Source organism: Cyanobacteria bacterium GSL.Bin1 (assembly GCA_009909085.1).
In the GTDB taxonomy this organism is placed as follows: Bacteria; Cyanobacteriota; Cyanobacteriia; order Cyanobacteriales; family Rubidibacteraceae; genus Halothece.
On record JAAANX010000202.1, the window covers coordinates 1 to 20955 of the forward strand.

Below are 20955 nucleotides of genomic sequence, written 5' to 3' on the forward strand. Positions count from 1 at the left end.
GTTGTTTTATTAGCGGTGATTGGCGTTGTCATTTCCGTGGTTGGCATTGGCTTTAGCCTCAATGCTTTTACGGGTTTATCACTGCCCATTGCTTTACTGGTTGGGGCAAGTTTAGCTGCCACAGATCCGGTATCGGTTATTGCCTTATTCCGAGAATTAGGGGTTGGTGAACGCTTAACCGTTCTCATGGAAGGGGAAAGTTTGTTTAATGATGGGGTGGCAGTCGTTGCCTTTAGTTTACTTGTCGGAATTCCCCTCGGCACTCAAGAATTTTCAGTGACCAATACCTTAGTGCAATTTGTTATGTTTACTGGGGTTGGCATTGGGGTTGGAGGACTCATTGGCTTTAGCATTTCCTATTTAACCCAACGTTTTGATTTACCATTAGTTGAACAATCTTTAACATTGGTTTCTGCTTATGGCACGTATTTAATTACAGAAGAATTAGGCGGTTCTGGGGTCATTGGTGTGGTCACAGTGGGCTTAATTTTAGGGAATTTTGGCTCTCGAATCGGGATGAACCCGCGCACCCGTTTACTCGTTTCCGAATTTTGGGAATTTATCGCCTTTTTTGTCAATTCCATTGTCTTTCTCCTGATCGGTGACCAAATTAATATCCGAGGTCTGGCTGATAACGGGATGTTAATTTTAGTGACAATTGTTGCTTTAGTGCTCATTCGCGCCATCAGTATTTACGGATTGGGAACGATTAGTAATTTCATTACCCAACAAGATATTAGCTGGCGAGAAGAAACGGTTTTATGGTGGGGCGGTTTACGCGGTTCCGTTTCCATTGCTTTGGCCTTAAGTGTTCCCGTCATGTTAGAAGGCAGACAAGATATTATTGAAGCGGTGTTTGGTGTTGTTTTATTTACCTTGTTAGTACAAGGTTTAACAATGCAAACCGTGATTGAGAAACTGGGCTTGATCGGCGATCGCGCTCAGCGTCGCAACTACAGGGAATTAATTGCCCGTCGCAGTGCCTTAGAACGAGTTTTACAACATTTAGATGCAGTTAAACCCTCGCCCAGCATTGACGAAGAATTCAAAAATTACCAAAGAGGGTTAGTTCAGGGGCAACTTGAAAGCGTCAACCAAGAAATTACCCAGTTGCAACAATCCTATCCTCAACTGCAATCCCTCGAACAAGAACAACTCCGCGATCAACTCTTAGAAGTAGAAGCAGAGACTTACGCTGAGTTTATTCGGGCAGGTAAACTGAATAATAACTTGTCTCCATTGTTACAAGAAGTACTCGCCAAAGAAGATTGAGAGGGACAATGTCATGTTTCGTTCTCAAGTGATCAAGTGCTATGAGTTACCTTATTGCACCTTAGAAATTCTTGCTCAAGATCGGTTTCGATTAATCATTGAAAGTTTAGATCAAGCCGATGAACCAACGTTTGAATTCAGCAGCGATCGCGCTCAACTGCTTCCACTGGCTAACACTTTACAGCAATACTGGCAATCAGTAACTCCTACGGCTACCTATCAGCAAGAAAGAGAATCCCTTTACCCCATTCATTTCATTGTTCATGATCAGTCTTATCGCCCTAAGCTGAGTTGGAGTCAGCTTTCAGACCTAGTAAAAATTTTAGAGCGATACCAGACGGATTTAAAGAAAAATCCCACCGCTAAAAGCAACCATCAAAAATATATCGTGAGTTTTACTTTACTCATCTTATTTGGCATGGTCGGGGGAATGATCGCCCGCGTGAAAATGGATCGTCAGTCTCTGCAAATCGCACTTCAGTCCTCTCAATCTTCACCAGGACAAACGACTCCTTCTTCTACTACTGCCTCTCAAACAACATCATCGCTTTCCCCATTAAAAGGTGTTTCTAAAAAACAGCTCAAACTTTCCGAGTCTCTAGTACAACTCGAACAACTCTCTCCCCCCTCTTCTATTACCTCTCCTTCTCTTCAGGATACCGGAGATTTTCCGAATCTTACGCCACCACAACCAACTTCGGAATTAGCCGTTACCCCGACCTTTCCTGCTGCCAATCAACCTAGAAAACCAGTCAATCTCAGCTCAGCGCCACAGTCAGAAACCTTATTCGATCAAACACCACAAGTAGCAGAAGTCCGAAATTATTTTCAATCGCGATGGGAACCACCGGTTAATTTAAAGCAAGACTTGGAATATCAGATCATCCTTGATGCCAATGGGTCTCTGGAAAAAATTACCCCTTTAGGAAGGGTTGCAGAAACCCATTTGTCAACTCTGCCCTTACCGCAAGCCAATCAACATTTTGTCTCGGCTTCTCCAACACAAGCCAACCAAAAGATGAGATTAGTCTTTCGTTCTAACGGTCAAATCAACACCTTTTTGATTAGTGCAAAGTAATAAGCAGTTCAATCTTAGTGCATTGACGAATCAATCAATCTCCTAACCTGAGACATCTGTGATCAAAATCGTTATCATTTAAAGCATAGTATCGCTTTTTAAAAGTTCTGTGAGTCAGTGTCTTAATCCGGATTGTCTCTATCGAATTCCTCTCTTGCCTCTGAAGCCTCCCAAAGAGCAGTTTTGTGAACGTTGTGGCAGTAAACTTTTGCTACGAGAACGCTATCGAGCCATTAAGCCCCTCAGTGCTGGGGGATTTGGTAAAACATTTGTGGCAATTGATGAAGATAAGCCATCGCGGTCTTATTGTGTGATTAAGCAGTTTTTTCCTCAAGCACAAGATTATTTTTCTTTGGAGAAGGGATCGGTACTCTTTGAACGGGAAGCAAAGCAGCTCGATGAATTGGGAAAGCACCCACAAATTCCAGAATTATTAGCCTACTTTACAGAAGGAAATTATAAATACTTAATCCAAGAACATATTAGTGGTATTGAGCTAAAAAGAGAGCAAGAAAAATTTGGTGTTTTTAACGAGACAAAACTACTGCAGTTTCTTTATGAAATTTTATTAATCTTAAAATTTATTCACGCTAGGCAGGTGATTCATCGTGATATTAAACCGGAAAATATTATTCGGCGATCGCGCGATCAGAAGCTGGTCTTAGTCGATTTTGGAGCGGTTAAAGACCTAAAAGGTGGGACAATTGCTCCTAACTGTACGATCATTGGTTCGAGTGGCTACGCGGCACCGGAGCAATGGCAAGGAAAAGCGACTATCGCCAGCGATCTCTATAGTGTTGGTGCAACCTGCATTTATTTGCTAACCGGTGTGCAACCCAGCGAGCTTTTCGATCACACCCAGAATCAGTGGACTTGGCAGGAAAAATTAGGCACCAACCACATTAGTGAAGGGTTAAGTCAAATTCTCGATCAACTACTTGCACTTCCCCTTTCACAACGTTATCGTTCTGTTGACGAAGTGTTGTTAGATTGCCAGACTCTGGACCCCACTTTTCCTGATCCGTTAGACGCTGCTCGCTTAGCGATGGTGCCAGTGGCAGCCCCTGGTTCAGAGGAAGCAATTGTAGATTCTACTGCGGATGAGAACTTGAAACCATTCTCTTTCTTAAATGATGATGAGGGCGCGTTTTCCTCGTTTGATGACACCGAAGGAAGTGAAATTGAAACTAGTTTTTCTGGTGATTTGGCTGAACAAGAGGAACTCTCTCCCAAAATTGGTACGATTCACCCCACTTTGCAAAAACTCTTAAATAGCCGTAAAATTCTTAATCCCACTTTAAAAAGACTGGTTGCTAAGCGCGAGCTTGAGTATATTCAAGTTGAAATTCAAGTCAATAGTGCTTTCAAAATTATTGAGCATTCTGATCAGGCAAAACGCTTCGCCACTGTACCTGAATTAATTCAAGTTGGGTTAGATGCCCGTCAAGGTTTTCCCGAATTAGTGGGTTTGGAAAAAATTGCGATGGAAATTATGCAAGGTCAAAGACGAAGTTTGCAATTAAAAGAGATTTCCAGAGAGCAATCCTCCTGGAAAACGATCTATTTTGACCTCTATTTTACCTGCGATCCCGGCGAGTCTCTAAGCAACAATCGCTTAATCATTTTGATTATTGAAGCAACCGAATGGCTTGAGGAAGCCGAGAAATTAAATGTCTTCCCAGCTCAATTGCCAACGAATCATTTATGATTTCTAGAACCGTTGGTCATGTCTTTTTCAAAATGAGGAACGTCCTTGGGCTAGCAAGGCTGTTCCATAAGCAGCATCCATTTGGGGTGAAGGCTGCACCGGTACTTGCAAGTATCGTTCTCGAATCGTTTGCCACACCTGATTTTTTGCCCCCCCACCTGCCGTATAAACCCGATGTAATGGAGTTGCCCCCAATGCTTGTAATTTTTCATAGCCTTGGCCTTCAATGCGAGCAATACTTTCTAATAATCCTTGCAAAAACTTGACATCACTCTCCGGACGAGGCATCAGTTGCGGAGATAAATTGGGATTATTAATCGGAAAGCGCTCTCCCGGTTTGACAAGCGGATAATAGTCTAAGTGAGTCGGTTGTGTCGGATCGATTTGATCCGAAAGCTGTCTTAACTGCTGATCGCTGAAAAACTGCTTTAACACTGCCCCCCCAGTATTCGATGCCCCACCGGTTAACCATAAATCGCCAAAGCGATGACTATAAACCCCATACTCGGCGGCTTGAACCGGCGTCTCACTCAGTAACTTCAACACTAGTGTTGAACCCAGGGAAGTGACGGCTTCTCCCGGTGTCCTCGCCCCACTGGCAATAAAGGCAGCAATACTATCGGTGGTTCCCGTACCAACTTGACAATCAGCCGGAAACCCGAATTTTTGGGCAATCGCAGCCGTAACGGTTGCGACTGGGGTTCCTGGCGCTAACACTTGCGGTAAACTTTCAAAATTCAGTAAATGAGTGAGCCATTGAGGATAGCAGAGGTTTTCCACATCATAGCCAAGCTTCAGCGCATTGTGATAGTCGCTAATACCGAGTTTGCCATGAAGGAGAAACCCTAACCAGTCTGCTTGGTGGAGAAAAAAGTGTCCTGGGGCAACCTTCCCTTGCTCCTGCCAATACAAAAATTTCGCTAAGCTAGAGGAAGCACTTTGTACCACATGATCCCCTGGCGCAAGAGTTTGCAAAATTTGGAGAATAGAATCCGGAGTGCGGTCATTGTAGAGAAACGGAGTCGTGATTGGAGTGCCTGCGCGATCGCAGAGCAAAACAGTACTAGAGGTACCATTAATACTGATACACCGAATCGAGCGCCTCATCGAAAGGGGAATTTGATTGCAAAGACAAAACAGCGCATTGTGCCACTGTCCGACCCACTCATCGGAATTGGTAAAAGCATACTCCTGCTGCTCTTGAATGATCTTATGTTCATCAATAACAACACATCTGGCTCCCGAGGTGCCAAAATCAATTCCCAAGTCAAACATATTTCCGAAGCTGATAACTAATTACCAGTAACAGGAGAGTGGTAACGATGCGGAACCCGGGACTTGAACCCGGAAGTTCTTGCGAACACTAGAACCTGAATCTAGCGCGTCTACCAATTCCGCCAGTTCCGCTAGCGTGTCCATCGAAACAGTCCGAAAAAACACAATCTCACATTGCTAAGGATTTGTCAAGTGCTAGCCTGACTTTGACGACAAAAATCAGTAAAAAATTTGAACCTAATTGGGCAGACTGTTTAAGATAGAGAAACCAACTATACTGAATCAACGCCAAGATTTATTTTAACTTGGTTAACTAGCCTAACTCCAGATTGAGATCGCAAGGCAGTGTTAAGAGGATACATAAAAAACCGTTAACATCGAAGTTACCCATCATTAAAGGACCAAGCTGGGGAAGCAGTAGACGGAAAAACGCTGAACTGGGCAATGTATTTACCCAGACAGTCAACCCATCGAAAAGAAACATGAATAACGACAGTATGAAGCAAGGGAAATTTAACGTGAGCCATCATAATCAATCCCTGAATAATTTAGCCCCTGACCAAGGGCAACCTTGGCTAGTGGAGGAACGAGACGCTTGTGGCGTTGGTTTTATTGCCTCCAAAGATGGTCATGGTAGCCACAAATTAATCCAACAAGCCGTTACAGCTCTCGGGTGTTTAGAACATCGGGGGGCGTGCAGTGCTGACCGTGATTCTGGGGATGGGGCAGGAATTATGAGTGCCATTCCCTGGCAATTGTTCCAAAAGTGGTTAAAAGAAAATAACCTTTTTGTTCCCTCACGTGAACACCTAGCAGTGGGAATGCTATTTTTGCCTTTAGATGAGGAACAAGCCGCCAGCGTGCGTAGCTGTGTGGAAAAAGTGCTGAAACAGCACTGCTTGTATGTAGTGGGTTGGCGTCCCGTTCCTGTGCAGCCAGAAGTCCTCGGAGAACAAGCGCAAGCGAACCGACCGCGTGTGGAACAAGTCCTCTTGGCATCCCCAACGCAACAAGGGGATGACTTAGAAAAAACCCTCTATATCACCAGCGCTGAAATCAAACAAGAAGTGACCGCCTCAGCCGGGTTAGATCATCCTGATGACTTCTACATTTGCTCGTTCTCCAATCGCACGATTGTCTATAAAGGCATGGTGCGTTCGGTAGTTTTAGGAGAATTCTATCTCGACTTTAAAGATCCAGACTTTATCAGTCCCTTTGCCATTTATCACCGCCGCTTTAGTACCAACACCATGCCGAAATGGCGATTAGCCCAGCCAATGCGGATGCTAGGTCATAATGGGGAAATTAATACGCTCCTGGGCAATATTAATTGGATGTCAGCGCGGTTGAACGATTTAGCTGCTCCGCACTTAACCCAAGAAGAAATGGCGAGTTTGCCGTTGGTGAGTCAGGACAAAAGTGACTCAGCAAACTTAGATAACGTGATGGAGCTTTTGGTTCAAGCCGGGCGCAGTCCCATGGCAGCGTTGATGATGCTAATTCCAGAAGCGTATCAGAATCAACCCGAATTAGCTGATCGCCCTGAAATTATTGATTTCTACGAATATCACAGTGGGATTCAAGAGCCTTGGGATGGACCGGCTTTAATTGTCTTTAGCGATGGCAAAACGGTGGGGGCAAACTTAGACCGTAATGGTTTACGTCCCGCCCGCTACTGTATTACCAAAGATGATTACGTCATTGTCGGTTCCGAAGCGGGTGTGTTGCCCATTCCCGAAGCAGAAATTGTGGAAAAAGGTCGTCTCGGTCCTGGGGAAATGCTTGCTGTTGATTTAGAACATCACGAAATCCTCAAAAATTGGGAGATTAAGCAACAAGTCGCTCGAGAAGCCCCCTATGGACAATGGTTACGGGAAGGACGGAAAACGGTTGAGTTACAACCGTTTCCTGAAACCCCTCAAATGGAGAACACCGAGGTTCTGCAAAAACAGTCGGCATTTGGCTACACCGCAGAAGATGTGGAAATGATTATCCAGCCGATGGCAACGCAGGGGAAAGAACCGACTTTCTGTATGGGGGATGATATTCCTTTGGCGGTGTTATCGGATAAACCGAGGTTACTCTTTGACTACTTTAAACAACGCTTTGCTCAGGTCACGAATCCTCCCATTGACCCCTTACGGGAAAGCTTGGTGATGTCCTTGCAGATGTCGTTGGGAGAACGGGAAAACTTGTTAGTAGCAACCCCAGAACACGCCCATATGCTACAAATTAAAACGCCAGTTTTGAATCAAAGTGAACTGGATGCGGTGAAGAATTCTGGGTTTGCGAGCACCGAACTCTCCACGCTATTTTCTGTTGCTGATGGTCCCCAATCTTTAGAAAATGCTCTCAAACGCCTACAAACCGAAGCAGCCGCAGCAGTGAAAGCCGGTAATAAAATTTTAGTGCTCTCGGATCGCGCTGGCGACGGCATCAATGAAGAATATAGCTATATTCCGCCCCTATTAGCAGTGGGAACCGTTCACCATCACTTGATCCGGGAAGGGCTACGAATGAAAGCTTCTTTAGTGGTGGATACTGCCCAGTGCTGGAGTACCCATCATTTTGCTTGTCTCATTGGTTATGGCGCTTCTGCGGTTTGCCCGTATTTAGCATTAGAAAGTATCCGGCAATGGTGGGCGGATAGTAAGACCCAAAAGCTAATGGAAAAAGGACGCATGGAGAAAATTTCTTGTGTGGAAGCGCAAGAACACTATCGCCATGCCGTAGAAATGGGCTTACTGAAAATTCTGTCGAAGATGGGCATTTCCTTGCTGTCGAGTTATAACGGCGCACAGATTTTTGAAGCGATTGGTCTCGGTGCAGATATCATTGACATGGCATTTGCCGGGACAACTTCTCGCGTTGGCGGTTTGAATCTTTCGGAAGTGGCGCAAGAAGTGATGAACTTCCATCATCGGGCATTCCCTGAGTTACAAGGGAAAAAATTAGAGAACTTTGGCTTCTTTAATTATCGTCCGCGTGGGGAATATCACATGAATAGCCCCGAGATGGCGAAAGCATTGCATCAAGCGGTGGCGGGGCAAGATTATGACCACTACGAGGTTTATACCAAGCACCTCGAAGAACGCCCAGCAACTGCCTTGCGAGATTTATTAGATTTCAGCAGCGATCGCGCTTCCATTCCCTTAGAAGAAGTGGAACCGGTCGAAGAGATTGTCAAACGCTTCTGCACCGGGGCAATGTCTCTGGGGTCACTCTCGCGAGAAGCCCATGAAACCCTTGCGGTTGCCATGAATCGCATCGGTGGTAAATCTAACTCCGGTGAAGGGGGAGAAGATCCCACCCGCTTTATTGTCATGGATGATGTGGATGCAGAAGGTAATTCACCGACCTTCCCCCACCTCAAAGGGTTACAAAATGGCGATACCGCCAGTTCGGCAACCAAGCAGGTCGCTTCCGGACGGTTTGGGGTGACGCCAGAATACTTAATGAGCGGTCAACAAATTGAAATTAAAGTGGCGCAAGGGGCAAAACCCGGTGAAGGGGGACAACTCCCCGGGAAAAAAGTCAGCCCTTATATTGCCATGTTACGGCGCTCGAAACCGGGCGTTCCGCTGATTTCCCCACCGCCTCACCATGATATTTATTCCATTGAAGATCTATCTCAGTTAATCTTTGACTTGCACCAGGTTCATCCCCAAGCGAAAGTGTCGGTGAAACTCGTAGCTGAAATTGGCATTGGTACAGTTGCCGCTGGGGTCGCTAAAGCAAATGCGGATGTCATTCAAGTATCCGGTCACGACGGCGGAACCGGTGCCTCTCCTCTCTCTTCTATTAAACATGCCGGTACCCCTTGGGAGTTGGGTGTGAGTGAAGTCCATCGCATGTTACTGGAAAATCAACTGCGCGATCGCGTTCTACTTCGTGCCGACGGTGGCTTCAAAACCGGCTGGGATGTCCTGATGGGTGCCTTGATGGGCGCAGAAGAATACGGGTTTGGTTCCGTTTCTATGATTGCCGAAGGGTGTATCATGGCGCGAATCTGCCATACCAATAACTGTCCGGTTGGGGTTGCGACACAACAAGAAAAACTCCGCAAACGCTTTACGGGGACACCCGGTCATGTGGTTAACTTCTTCTACTTTGTTGCGCAAGAAGTGCGGATGTTACTTGCCCGTTTAGGGTATCGCCGTCTTGATGAAGTGATTGGCCGGTCTGACCTGCTTAAGCATCGGGACAACATGAAGGTGACTAAAACCCAGTCTCTAAACTTAGATTGTCTGATCAATCTACCCGATGTCCGGGACGATCGCAGTTGGTTACAACATGAGGCGGTTCACAGTAATGGTCCGGTTTTAGATGATGAGTTATTGAATGATACCGAGATTACCCAAGCGATCAATAACCAAACTCAGGTCACGAAGTCCCTTAAAATTGTCAACACTGATCGTGCCGTCGGTGCAAGAATCGCCGGTAAACTGGCGAAGCAGTATGGCGATACTGGCTTTAAAGGGCAAATTAACCTGAATTTCCAAGGGGCGGCCGGACAAAGTTTTGGCGCGTTTAACCTCACTGGAATGAACCTGAAACTGACTGGCGAAGCCAATGACTATGTGGGTAAAGGCATGAACGGTGGCGAAATCGTGATTGTTCCCCCAGCAGAAGCCAACTATGAACCGGCAAATAACGCCATCATTGGCAATACTTGCTTGTATGGGGCAACCGGTGGCCATCTCTATGCCAATGGTCAAGCCGGAGAACGCTTTGCGGTTCGTAACTCCTTTGGACACGCCGTTATCATGGGCGCCGGCGATCACTGTTGTGAATATATGACCGGTGGTGTCGTTGTGGTCTTAGGCAAAACCGGACGCAATGTGGGTGCGGGAATGACCGGCGGTATTGCCTACTTCCTTGATGAAGAAGATAACTTACCCGCTAAGATCAATACTGAAATTGTCAGCTATCAGCGTATTGTGAGCAAAGCCGGGGAAGCCCAACTCAAAGCGTTAATTGAAACTCATGTTCAACGCACGGGTAGCAAAAAAGCTCAGATGATTCTTGATCATTGGGAAACCTATCTGCCTAAATTCTGGCAAATTGTTCCTCCTTCCGAAGCTGAAACGGCAGTTGCCAATGCGGAAGTTTCAGAAGAAGAAAAGACACTCACCAGTGTTTAATTATTCCTATCTGCCATAGGAATTGAAATCAAATAGCGCACCTAATTTTTGTTAGGTGCGTTTTTTGTCTTTTACCTTAGTTTCGTAAAATTAATTATTCATTGCTCTTCGTTGTTGCAATTGAAATACTGTCTTTTGATGAGTTTCGCGGTCAATCGGATAGAGAAAGATTAACAGTAAACTACCGAGTAAGGGAATAGTAGGCAAAAGAATGACAGTAATCGCAATCGTAACTAACGCTGATTCTGGTTGTTCTAGGGGAGGGAGTGCTTCTCGAAAACCAGCAAACGCTAAAATTTGTCCAAATAAAAATAAGCCCAACGCTTGTGCCATTTTGTTGGCAAACAACATAATACTATTAAACACGCCTTCTCGTCGTTGTCCCGTTTGTAATTCCTCCCAATCAATGGCTTCCGGGACCATAGAAGGGGGAATGAGAAAGGCTGCTGCCATGCCAACTCCTTGTAAAGTGGCAATCAAATAAATCCATGCTGCTTGTTCAGGTTGTAAATAAAAGAGTCCGCAGTTGCCAATTACCCAAATGCTAATTCCTAACCAAAACGTTGCTTTTTTTCCCAGTTGAGCGCTAATCGGTTGCCAAATAAAAATAGCCAGGAAGGTAGCGATTTTCATGCTGAGAGTAATGGACGTAATTGCTGATTCCGGGAGGCGTAAATTATTAACAATAAAATAGGGTAAAATCGTCGGGGCAACTAAAAGTGCCATCCAAGACAAGGAATAGATGCCTAAGAGGAACCAAAACGGTCGATTCTGAGTAATCTTTTTTAAGTCTGCTAAGTTCACCCGGCGTTTCGTTGCTTTCTGTTCTTCTTCTTCCGTTTGCCAAGAACACCACCCAATTGAAAATAAGGTCGCGATCGCGCAAACCGTTCCTAAAATCGGTAGTTGCTGTTGCGGTTGATCACTCCAGCCATTTAACCCCTGCATCAGTAATAGCGAGAAGGTACTGGCACTCATCGCAAAGCCAAACCGCCAACTATTGAGACGAATATGTTCTTGGTTGTCTTCGCTGAGATCGGTTAAGAGGGCACTATAGGGGATGAGAAAGCAAGCAAAACTGACTTGAAAGAAAATGGCAACGATCAGATAGTAACCGTAAAGTTGCCAATCCGTGAGGGGTGGAATCCACCAATGTAGCGCAAAGCTAATTGCCATAATTGGCGCACTAGCAAGCATCCAGGTATGACGTCTTCCCCAACGAGTGTGGGTTTGGTCACTCAAGGGACCCACAATTAAAGTGGCAATGGCATTACACCCTTTACTCAATAACAAAATCGTTCCCGCAATATTCGGGGGAACGCCAGCAGCAGTGGTGAGGAAGAAAAAGAAGAAGATAATCAACACATTTAAGGACATCGAAGGACCGAAATCTCCAATTCCGTAAGCAATGCGCGTTGATCGGGCGAGTTTTTCTGTCGATGGCTGTGTTGAGGTCATAGTGATAGGTCATTTGTGTGGAAAGTGAGTCTTCCCTCTCCCTAAAATTAAAACACGCTTAAGAATTCTTATCACTTCTGCCCTGAAAAAGAGATTTATATTAATTTTTATAATCTTTATTGAGGTTGGTCAAAACAGCAATTGTCATCCATCGTGGGTAATACTTCAATTAAAATTGCTGAAAGTATTGTTATAAAGAGATTTAAGTAAAAATAATTTTTTGGACGCCCTGACCAAAAGGAAGATTAATCTGAAAAAGGAAGGCGCGATCGTGACATCTTTCTTAACAATATTCTAAGATAAGGACGGCGATACTTCCCTCGCAAAAGCAAATATCATAATCATCCTCAGCAGAATTAATAGAGAGTATTGGCAAATGACGATCACCAACGATAAACCGAGTCAAAAAACCGCAAGACCTGTCACTCCCTTGGGGATTTTGGTTCAGCAGTTAGAACAAATTGTGGAACAAGGAAAACAAGAAGGAATTTCTTCTGAGTTACAAAGCGCAATTGAAAGTGCATTTGAACTGGGTGCTGGACTCGACCCTTATCTAGAAAGAATCACGACCCAACAATCAGACGCCTTAGCCAATTTGGATCGCAAAACCCGTGAGGAAGATTGGAGTCAATGTTTTTCTGATGGGGAAACCGTCCGTCAATTAGAACAGGAAATGCTATCGGGTCATATTGAAGGACAAACCTTAAAGATGTTTGTTCACATGACTGGTGCGAAACGAATTTTAGAAGTGGGGATGTTTACCGGTTATTCCGCACTCGCGATGGCGGAAGCCCTTCCGGAAAACGGTCGTGTGGTTGCTTTAGAAGTTGACCCTTACACCGCACAACTGGGTCGCAACTGCTTTCATGTCTCGCCTCACGGTCAAAAAATCGAAATTATGGTCGATTCTGCGATTAACAGCCTGAAAAAGTTAGCTGCAGATGGTCAGTCGTTCCAACTGGCGTTTATTGATGCAGATAAGACCGAATATAAGGATTACTATCACCTGTTGCTAGATGAAGGGCTATTGGAAGCGGGTGGTTACATTTTTGTAGACAATACCTTGTTACAAGGACAGGCGTATCTTCCACCTGAAAAACGTAGTGTTAATGGTGACGCGATCGCGCAATTTAATCAAATGGTCGCTGATGATTCCCGTGTGGAACAAGTTTTACTTCCTCTCCGCGACGGCTTAACACTGATTAGAAAGCGATAAATTATTTCTACAAAACACAGGGAAAGGTTGATCGCATCAGCAATTTTTCATTCTGTTGCCTTTTCCCTGTGCTCTTTCAAAAAAGAACGAATCACTCACAACCAAGAACAAATAACAATGCTTCTATTTGTCCAAGGGCGGCTCAATTCCGCACTGAAAACGATGGGGACGTTAACTTTATTGTTAATCACCTTCCCCATCAATTTAATCACCGTCTTATTTTCAGGTTTAACTCAGGAGAAACTTAGGCAAGCCGTAACCACCAACCCTAAGCGTATCCTGATTACCGGTGGCAAAATGACAAAATCGCTACAATTAGCGCGATCGTTTTATCAAGCCGGACATACTGTTTTTCTCGTTGAAACTCACAAATATTGGCTATCTGGTCATCGTTTTTCCCAAGCCGTCAGCGGGTTTTACACCGTTCCCGCACCGGAAAAAGACCCAGAAGGCTATCGTCAAGGACTGCTGGATCTTGTTAAAAAAGAACAGATCAATGTTTTTATTCCCGTTTGCAGTCCTGTTTCCAGTTACTATGATTCCACTGCAAAACCGTTACTCTCACAAGTAGGTTGTGAAGTCATTCATTTCGATACAGACATCACCGCAATGCTGGACAATAAATATGAATTTTGCAAACAAGCGCAAGCCCTAGGACTATCTGCACCGAAAGTTTTTAAGTTTACTTCTCCCCAACAGGTTTTAGATTTTGACTTTGCAACCGATGGTAGTCGCTACATTATTAAAAGTATTAACTATGATTCCGTTCGCCGTTTAGATCTAACCAAACTTCCCTTTCAAGGAATGGAAAGCTATATTAAAATACTTCCCATTTCCGAGGAAAATCCTTGGGTCATGCAAGAGTTTATTCGGGGGAAAGAATTTTGTACTCATAGCACTGTTCGCAATGGCAAAATTCAAGTCCATTGTTGTTCTGAATCTTCTCCCTTTCAAGTCAATTATCAACAAGTAAGTCACCCAAGAATTTTCGCTTGGGTCAAACATTTTGTCGGGGAATTAAAGTTAACTGGTCAAATTTCTTTTGACTTTATCGAAACCCCAGATGGCAATATTTATCCCATTGAATGTAACCCTCGCACCCATTCTGCGATCACGATGTTTCATGACCATCGGGATCTCGCTTCCGCTTATTTAGAAGATCATAATCATTCTGAACCCATCGCCCCTTTACCCAACAGCAAACCGACTTACTGGTTATATCACGAACTGTGGCGACTAACTGAAGTCCGTTCATTGGCAGACTTAAAAAACTGGTGGCAAAAAATTGCTCAAGGAACCGATGCCATTTTCCGCAAAGATGACCCCTTACCCTTTTTATTTGTGCATCATTGGCAAATTCCCTTATTACTTTTAAGTAACTTAAAACGTTTCCCAGATTGGATTCGCATTGATTTCAACATCGGAAAAATTGTCAAATTAGGAGGAGATTAATTCATGTCTTTATTACGCGTTTTACACTTAGCTGGGTCAAGCGTTTCGGAATTTTATTACAACTTGTCCATGTTGTATGCAAAAGAAGTGGTGCAACCCGCCAATGTAAAAAGTTACTATGCAGTGGTGCATCCAGATGGCGTTTGGCAACTGGGATCATCTTTAGATGATTTATCTCAGAAGTTATCGTTGCAAGAAATGATCGCGCGACTCCCCAAGGTTGATGTCGTTGTTCCTCATTTATTTTGCTTTCCGGGGATGACCAGTTTTCGGGGATTTTTTGAAGACTTACTCGGTTTACCCGTGGTTGGTTCTCCCGCCCAGTGTACCGCATTAGCCAGCAATAAAGCCCACACCAGAAGCGTTGTAGAAGCAATGGGCGTTCCTGTTGCAAAAGCGCAACAAGTCCGTTCTGGAGATACAGTGACGATGGAACCCCCGTTTATTGTCAAAGCCAACTCCGAAGATAATTCCTTAGGCTTAACTTTAGTCAAAACCAAAGATCAAATTGCAGCAGCGTTACAGACAGCCTTTGCCTATGATGATACCCTACTCATCGAAGATTATATTCCTGGACGGGAACTGCGCGTGGGTGTGATTGAACGCGGGAATGAATTATATGTTCCCTCGATGATTGAATACTTATTTCCTAAAGATCACACCATTCGGACCACTCAGGATAAGTATGACCTACAAGCCGATGGAACACCTGGAAAACAACCAGACCAACCCGTCGCGAAACCCCAGTGTCCTGCCGAAGTTACGCCAGAATTATTTGAGAAACTCGCAGATGCAGCGAGGAAAGCCCATATTGCCCTAGGCTGTCGCGATTATTCCCTATTTGATTTTCGCGTTCATAAAGAAACCGGTGAACCTTATCTTTTAGAAGCGGGTCTGTTTTGGTCATTCGGGGAAATTAGCATGATTTCTCGGATGCTACTTGCAGATGGGGAAGTATTAGAAGATGTAGTGGCTGAAGTTTGGGGTAAGGCTTCTCAACGGTCTCAAGCGCGACGTTTGCAGGAGTCTATGATTTAGTTAACTGGCAAGCCAGTAAGATAATTTACCAGTTTCCGCTTTTATCTGTTAGCGAAAATTTTCACTACAATAAATTTAATTATTTTGGCTCTCCTAGGGTGGTTATGACAAAATAATAGCAAATAACGCCCAAAAAGCTTGCATGGTAAGCTTTACGGAATTGTAAAAATCAAATTTTTCTAAAATTTGATTTTTGTTTCGTTGCACCCCCTGAATTGACTAGGGATTGAGCTGCTATCAATGTATAAATTAGTATATCTAGTGCAGCGCGGTAGAAGTAACTGACCACTAAAGTTGAGCCAAAATCAATGCTTTCGAGCATTCGCTAACCGGTCAACTATTTTTGCCAGGCTGCACTAGATAAGCACTCAGAAAATTGAATTGATTATTCTCCTCGGAGTCTGACAGAAGTAGAGATAGCAAGTTGGGTTAATGATTAGAAATGATGTTAACGCTTACAACTGATTTTGGGTTAGAAGATGTTTATGTTGGGGTAATGAAAGGTGTAATTGCTAATCTTAATCCTGACTTGAAAGTCATTGATCTCACCCATCAAGTTCCACCGCAAAACATTGCAGCAGGACGCTTTTGTTTAATGAATGCGGTGCCGTATTTCCCAGAGAATACAGTTCATGTCGCAGTGGTTGATCCGGGAGTAGGCAGTGAACGGAAAGGGTGCGCGATCGCGTTTTCAGAAGGTTATTTAGTTGGTCCGGATAACGGTTTATTCAGTGGGGTGATCCGGCAATTTCCTGCGCAAAAGGCGGTTGCTTTAACCAATCCCCAATATTGGCGGGTTGAAACAGTCAGTCACACCTTTCATGGACGAGATATTTTTGCCCCTGTTGGGGCACACTTAGCTCGTGGCGTTCCCTTAGAAGAATTGGGAGAACCGATCCCTCTGGATCAACTCACCGATTATTCTTTTCCCGAACCAGAAATAAAGGCCGATCAAATCCTTGGGTCAATTCAATATATCGACTATTTTGGCAACTTAATTACGAATATTCCAGCGACAGCTGTACAAGGGAAACAATGGTGGGTTACACTTAACCAACAACAAATTCGCAGTGCCAAAACCTACAGTAGCTTTCCACCGCAACAGTTACTTGCTCTCATTGGTAGTCATGGTTGGGTAGAAATTGCCATAAATCAAGGGAATGCTGCTGCTGCCTTATCTTTAAGTTACGGGAGTATGATTGCTTTGAGATTTGCCCTCAGCTCAACTGACTTCGAAAAGAGGAGAAGCCAAAATTAGGGAATTAATGGGCGGGAATGCTTTGACGAGTTGCCTTAGATTTCAGCCATTGGAAGGAGACCAAATTTAACAATAACCCAATTAAAAGTAAGAGGATCATCAACACAATTTGATACCAAGGGGCACCCACCGTCACATCTGCAATTAAATGACCTAAATTCAAAAAAGAATAGACAATCGTCAAGCCAAAGTGAAAACTTCGATAAGATTTTGCCTGAGTAAAAGTGGAGGCAATAATCGCTAACATCGGTAAAGTAAAAAAGATTAACATGAAGCCAAAGACATTATGCAAATTGCCACCAATATGAGAATGCTGTATTTCGAGATCATGAAAAAGCGGCATTAATGCTAGATCGGTATGAAAAAGCATCCCCAACAGAAATGATGTCCAAAGTGCATTAATTTTAGCGGGATAACTATTGGACATAATATTTCTCCCTATATTTTATTTTTAAATATATTTTTGATTATTATAGCAAAAAAATAAACTTAAATTCCCTTCATGAAGTTCCGTTTCAAGTAGCAATAAAATGAGCTGAAATTCTTTCATTTTCCAGCATCTTTTTAACTCGATGATTGGGCTAGAATTGCTGATCTTGCGCCTCTCTCCCAGTGAAGACGACAGTTAATATAACTTAATATAATATAGAAATGCCGTTATGCAATCATTTCAGAGTAAAGGAACTGAAAAACGATGCTCTTTTCATTAGCAACGCAAAACTTAGGACAACAAACCCTCAACCGAATCGCTGAATTTGCCCTCTCCACCCAGTTGGATGAATCAGAAAGCCTCAGTGTTGATATTCAAACCGATCCCAGTTTACTAGCGCAAGGGAAACTGTCCTCACTGACGATTGATGGTCAAGGCTTGGTGATGCAAAAGGACTTGCGGATGCAACAAATGCTGATTCAGCTGGAAAACATTGCAGTGAGTCCCATGAAAGCTTTAACCGGAAATATTGAGTTAACAGAAACCAGTCAGGGTCAAGCCCATATCCTTCTTAAGGATAGTGACATCAACCGGGCTTTTAATTCTCAAACCTTGCGCGATCAAATGCAAAACTTACAGATGCAAGTTGATCAGCAGTGGGTGACACTCGATGTTTTAGCGGTGGAGTGTCATCTTTTCCCGCAAGGTGCCATTGGCATTGATGCTAAAATTAGAATCCAAGAAACTGGGGAAATTCAACAGACTTATTTCACGAGCATCCCCCAGGTGAGAGATGGCGGTAGAGGTGTTGCTCTGGATCAGGTGAGTTACGCAGAAGGAAAAGAGTTATCGCCCCAGCTGACCGAAGCGTTATTAACAGAAGCGAGAAATATCCTGAATTTGAAGAATTTTGAAATGGATGGTATTGCTTTAGAAATTAAGCAGTTAAATGTGAAAAAAGGAGAATTAAAACTAAGCGCGATCGCGCAAATTACGAAATTTCCAAAACCGTAATTTTTGTCATTCGTCATTGGTCATCGGTCATTCGTGATGAGGCTTTAAAATTAATGAATGCTGAAAAGTGATCACTTAATTCATCGCCAAAATGGGGAAAGTATTATCCCCAAGCAACTGCTAATCGAAGAAAATAATAGTGCCGTTCATCTGGCAGAAGAACTAATTGCTTGCTTTGAAAAAGCAGTGGGAAGCCCGCAAAAAGAGCTCGATCGCGCCCTTGCTGATTTAGAAGGAGATCGCACCGATTATCGCATTCAGCGGGGGTTAGCCCACCTCCTCAAAAATCATTTCTCTACTTTTGAGATTGTAAGTCCTCTTGAACCACAAGCCCTACGAGAACTTGTTTTCACGCAAGCTGCCCACACAACGCCCACTCCCCATAATCGTCAAATCACCCTGGAATTAATCGCTGATCAACTCAGCGAGGAACTGAACCGCACGGTAATGGTTTCTGAAATTACGCAAGGACTCTACGCCGACTTACAAGAAAATCGCATCCTCACCCAGTTTGAAACACCTGCACCAGAAACTCTCCTGCACCGCTACAATCTTGCCCAAGTGCAGGGAATTCTCTATCGCGCAACTTATATCGAAATTAACGCCCATCGCAATGTTCCCGGACAATATAAACTCCTCTTCCGCTACTTGAAACTGTTTCAATTAATGGCCTATATCGAAGGGGATGCCGATCATGGCTTTACCATTACTATTGATGGACCCGCGAGTGTCTTTAAGTCGAGTACCCGTTATGGTTTAGCCTTAGCAAAACTTCTTCCCGCCTTGTTGCACGTCAGTCGGTGGGAATTGAAAGTGATTTTAGAAATGCGCGATCCTTATAGCAAAACCATTCAGAAAGGACGCTTTAGTCTTGATAGCCACTGCGGACTAGTCAGTCACTATGCGCCGGGAAAGCCTTACGATAGCCTACTAGAAGAGTCATTCGCAAAACGATGGGAGAAAGAAAAAACGGAGTGGAAATTAGAACGGGAAGTAGATCTCATCCCCATTCCCGGAAGTGTGATGATTCCCGACTTTCGTTTAGTTCATCCTCATGGGGAGGAGTTTCTCCTCGAAATCGTTGGCTATTGGCGACCCGACTATCTCCGGAAAAAATTTTCCCAGGTCCGAAAAGCGCAAGTGGACAACTTGGTTCTAGCCATCTCGGAAAGACTGAACTTAGACAAAGCTGGTGTAAATTTTCAGAATGTTCCGGCAAAACTGGTGTGGTTCAAGGATAAATTATCTCCTAAGGCAGTCTTAGCGGTTTTAGCCGAGGATTAATATAATAAGGAATTGTTACAATCCTTAACGAGAACGAGAGAGAGGACAATTATGGATTTACCAGAATCAGTGAAAGTGTGGTCGCAATTTTTCCACCCTGCTTTTATGTGGGTTTTGTTAGGGGTTGCGGTTTACGCCCTAGTTTCCGGAATTCAAAGTAAAAAAGCACGGACTGCAGAAGACAAAGAAAAGAAAAAAGAATTTGCCCCGAAAAGAGACAAGCATCATCTTGTCGGTTCCATTTTGCTATCTCTGTTAGTCATCGGCAATCTCGGCGGAATGGCAATTACTTATATCAACAATGGTAAATTATTTGTCGGTCCTCACTTATTAGTGGGTTTAGGAATGCTTGCGATTATCGCGACTTCTGCTGCTTTAGTTCCTTTGATGAAAAAAGAAAACAATATTGCCCGTAATCTTCACATTAGTTTGAATCTAGTTTTACTGGGATTATTTAGTTGGCAAGCCTTAACAGGAATGCAAATTTTGTTCAAAATTGTTGGCAGTCTCGGGGGTAGTGACGCTGCTTAATTCTTGGCTATAAATAGCATCGAGGTTAGGTTTAGTTAACTAAGCCTAACCAACAGATCATGAGTTCTTCCTAAAAAAATATTCTGAATCTTATTCAAGGGTTAGAATTTATATTTTCGCAATCGGGTAGTTATTTAAATTCACTAAACATCATCTGGAATTATAAGATTAATCATCTGCTTTTTATTTTTTCGATAAATCCTAAAGTCACTGTCTAAAGTGAAGACGACACTATTAGAATAAATTTCACTCATTCTGACTAAGCAAGCATCAGCTAAAGACATAGGGACAGAACAATACTTTTCCATAAGTTGTCTCACAGACTCCAATTCTTGATCTAAGCGAAAAGAAATCTTGATTTTTTCTTGACTCAGTAGCTTAAAAACTATCTCTTCCCCTTTATTAATTGTACTTAATAAAAAGCAAGTTTCAGTAATCACTGGTTCGCAAGTGATTAGAGGTGAGGGAATATTGTTCAATTGTTTTTTTACCCATGAGTGATATTGTTCAGTAGAATTGAGAAAAGCAACTAAAAAACCTGTATCAACAATCCCTACTTGTCTCATTGTTTCCCCAACTCTTTTAAATATTGTTTATTAGTGGCAAGATCTCCGGGTCCTCCTTCCAAACATCCAGCAAATTCAGCAGCATCTTCTAAAAATGAGGTTCTTTCTTCTGGATTAACTGATACGTCTCGGTAACGTCTTTTTAGAATTTGGATAAAATCAATCAGTAACTCTTGGGCTTCTTCAGGGAGTTCTTGGATTTCTTGGTTCAATTGTTCTATCTTAGTCATG

General features: G+C 43.5%; 16 protein-coding genes and 1 tRNA gene. 11 read left to right on the forward strand and 6 right to left on the reverse strand.

The features are described from left to right. From GVY04_23095 to GVY04_23105, 3 genes are all read left to right on the forward strand, one after another. Positions 1–1272, forward strand: a 1272-nt coding sequence (locus tag GVY04_23095; protein NBD18914.1) for a sodium:proton antiporter, incomplete at its 5' end; no start/stop codon positions are given. Positions 1273–1285: 13 nt separating this feature from the next. Then, a complete protein-coding gene (locus tag GVY04_23100) occupies positions 1286–2350 on the forward strand; it encodes a hypothetical protein (GenBank protein NBD18915.1) in 1065 nt (354 codons plus the stop codon). Between the two features lie 109 nt (positions 2351–2459). Next, a complete protein-coding gene (locus tag GVY04_23105) occupies positions 2460–4058 on the forward strand; it encodes a protein kinase (GenBank protein NBD18916.1) in 1599 nt (532 codons plus the stop codon). Between the two features lie 27 nt (positions 4059–4085). On the opposite strand, the gene GVY04_23110 is transcribed toward GVY04_23105, so the two are convergent. Further along, complete coding sequence (locus tag GVY04_23110) at positions 4086–5333, reverse strand: carbohydrate kinase (protein ID NBD18917.1); 1248 nt, start codon at positions 5331–5333, stop codon at positions 4086–4088. A gap of 48 nt (positions 5334–5381) precedes the next feature. Beyond that, a tRNA-Leu gene (locus GVY04_23115) sits at positions 5382–5465 on the reverse strand. Between the two features lie 350 nt (positions 5466–5815). Here GVY04_23115 and gltB point away from each other — a divergent pair. Continuing rightward, on the forward strand, positions 5816–10477 hold the full coding sequence (gene gltB, locus GVY04_23120; protein ID NBD18918.1) for a glutamate synthase large subunit: 4662 nt from the start codon (positions 5816–5818) through the stop codon (positions 10475–10477). Positions 10478–10567: 90 nt separating this feature from the next. Here gltB and GVY04_23125 read toward each other — a convergent pair whose 3' ends face one another. Further along, complete coding sequence (locus tag GVY04_23125) at positions 10568–11935, reverse strand: MFS transporter (protein NBD18919.1); 1368 nt, start codon at positions 11933–11935, stop codon at positions 10568–10570. A gap of 376 nt (positions 11936–12311) precedes the next feature. Between GVY04_23125 and GVY04_23130 the strand changes: the two genes are divergently transcribed. The 4 genes from GVY04_23130 to GVY04_23145 all read left to right on the forward strand — a co-directional run bounded on the left by GVY04_23130 (position 12312) and on the right by GVY04_23145 (position 16899). Continuing rightward, positions 12312–13151: an SAM-dependent methyltransferase gene (locus GVY04_23130; protein NBD18920.1), complete on the forward strand. Its 840-nt coding sequence runs from the start codon at positions 12312–12314 to the stop codon at positions 13149–13151. A 117-nt stretch (positions 13152–13268) separates the two neighbouring features. Beyond that, complete coding sequence (locus tag GVY04_23135) at positions 13269–14603, forward strand: ATP-grasp enzyme (protein ID NBD18921.1); 1335 nt, start codon at positions 13269–13271, stop codon at positions 14601–14603. A 3-nt stretch (positions 14604–14606) separates the two neighbouring features. After that, positions 14607–15641 (forward strand): D-alanine--D-alanine ligase, encoded by a 1035-nt coding sequence (locus tag GVY04_23140; protein NBD18922.1) that lies wholly within the window; start codon positions 14607–14609, stop codon positions 15639–15641. A 442-nt stretch (positions 15642–16083) separates the two neighbouring features. Further along, positions 16084–16899, forward strand: coding sequence for a hypothetical protein (locus GVY04_23145; protein NBD18923.1), 816 nt, complete (start codon positions 16084–16086; stop codon positions 16897–16899). A gap of 4 nt (positions 16900–16903) precedes the next feature. On the opposite strand, the gene GVY04_23150 is transcribed toward GVY04_23145, so the two are convergent. After that, the gene (locus GVY04_23150; GenBank protein ID NBD18924.1) at positions 16904–17329 is read right to left on the reverse strand and encodes a hypothetical protein; all 426 of its coding nucleotides are present in this window, start codon (positions 17327–17329) and stop codon (positions 16904–16906) included. Between the two features lie 264 nt (positions 17330–17593). Between GVY04_23150 and GVY04_23155 the strand changes: the two genes are divergently transcribed. Genes GVY04_23155 through GVY04_23165 form a run of 3 tightly spaced genes read left to right on the forward strand, consistent with a single transcriptional unit; the run spans position 17594 to position 20158 of the window. After that, the gene (locus GVY04_23155; protein ID NBD18925.1) at positions 17594–18343 is read left to right on the forward strand and encodes an LmeA family phospholipid-binding protein; all 750 of its coding nucleotides are present in this window, start codon (positions 17594–17596) and stop codon (positions 18341–18343) included. A gap of 57 nt (positions 18344–18400) precedes the next feature. Continuing rightward, entirely contained in the window at positions 18401–19627 is a 1227-nt protein-coding gene (locus GVY04_23160) for a DUF790 family protein (protein ID NBD18926.1), read from the forward strand. Between the two features lie 51 nt (positions 19628–19678). Beyond that, complete coding sequence (locus GVY04_23165; GenBank protein ID NBD18927.1) at positions 19679–20158, forward strand: DUF4079 family protein; 480 nt, start codon at positions 19679–19681, stop codon at positions 20156–20158. Between the two features lie 143 nt (positions 20159–20301). On the opposite strand, the gene GVY04_23170 is transcribed toward GVY04_23165, so the two are convergent. Continuing rightward, positions 20302–20724 (reverse strand): PIN domain-containing protein, encoded by a 423-nt coding sequence (locus tag GVY04_23170; GenBank protein NBD18928.1) that lies wholly within the window; start codon positions 20722–20724, stop codon positions 20302–20304. Further along, entirely contained in the window at positions 20721–20954 is a 234-nt protein-coding gene (locus GVY04_23175; GenBank protein ID NBD18929.1) for a DUF2281 domain-containing protein, read from the reverse strand. Before GVY04_23175 ends, GVY04_23170 begins: the two co-directional genes overlap by 4 nt. Position 20955 lies beyond the last annotated feature (1 nt).